This is a genomic window from Shewanella intestini (assembly GCF_018221465.1).
Lineage (GTDB): Bacteria > Pseudomonadota > Gammaproteobacteria > Enterobacterales > Shewanellaceae > Shewanella > Shewanella intestini.
The window spans coordinates 1-1,121 of the sequence record NZ_JAAIKR010000047.1 but is presented as its reverse complement, the minus strand read 5'-3'; the positions used below and the strand labels follow the sequence as shown (position 1 = coordinate 1,121).

Annotated in this window: 1 protein-coding gene; it reads right to left on the bottom strand. The window is 45.0% G+C overall.

Annotated features, from left to right (window positions below):
• Window positions 1-61 precede the first annotated feature (61 nt).
• Window positions 62-1,039 (bottom strand): transposase, encoded by a 978-nt coding sequence (locus G3R48_RS17055; RefSeq protein ID WP_212593425.1) that lies wholly within the window; start codon window positions 1,037-1,039, stop codon window positions 62-64.
• Window positions 1,040-1,121 lie beyond the last annotated feature (82 nt).

Here is a 1,121-nt window from a genome sequence, read left to right as displayed (position 1 = left end):
GCGTGGATTGTTAACCCTGTGTATTGCAGAGGAAAGTGTTCTTGAAGTTACGCTCTTTAGGCTAGTTTACCTGCATATGCTGACAACTATTTGAAAAATACCGTCGTCGCTTGTTGAGATGTTCATTGTAGATGCTGTGCTCTTGTAACGTACCGACCGGACCGTGAAACAATTGCCCAAAATCAGTGATGATTTTCACCCAGTTTGCCGCAGGTATATTTAGTCGGTTGAGGATATTTTCAGCCTTCGATGAGATAGCCCCACGTTTGTCGTCGCGAATAACGCTGCCTGTTTCATCAACCAATACGAGATAATCTTGCAGTGAGAAAGCAATGCCTTTGGGTTGGTTTATCCGTTCATTGCCTATGAACGGCAACAGCTTTTTCGGTTGCTCGCCTTTCAGCGCCGCAGTGACTCTTAACTTGATACTGGTAAAGTCTGATTGCTCTGGTGTGTTCGCTATTTGGGCGCGAATAGGGTTGAGTTCGACATACGCCATACAAGCCAGAACGGCTGCTTCATCTAATAGTGCTTGAGACTTGAAACGGCCCTCCCAGAAGTGCCCAGTGCAGTTATCTTCATGATTAGCTTGCCTGGCAATCGGTTCATTGAGGCATCTCATAAACCAGCTAATATCGCTAAGGCGCGAGCGATAAGTGGCAATAAGGTGTTTTAGTTGAACAACTAAATGTTCATCAATGACTTCTCCTTTGGCGAATCTTTGCGTTAGCGCCGTACCGTTAAACAGTTTATGCCACTGCTCGACAACCTCTCTATCTGACCAATTGTTCACTTGCACTATATCAATATAAAGCACCACATGCAGATGATTACTCATTACTGCATAGGCTGCTACATCAATCGCAAACACCTCTGTGAGCTTGAGTATTTGTTCTTCAACCCAAGCTCGGCGGTGGTCATAATTGTTACCCGTGTATTTATCATCACCACAGAGAAAGGCGCGTCGAACGACACGGCTGCAACAGTGATAATACGGGGTGTCTTCGATACTTATTAAGGTTCGTCTTGGCCTCGGCATACAACCTCCTTGTTAAATGCTCAAATAAAGCATAGTAGGAGGCTGGAATTTGTGCCATTAATAATGGGTGGCTGTGTATTTC

Bases quoted from the DNA above. Each gene is read 5' to 3' on its own strand.
- G3R48_RS17055 (WP_212593425.1), bottom strand. From the start codon at position 1,039: ATGCCGAGGCCAAGACGAACCTTAATAAGTATCGAAGACACCCCGTAT.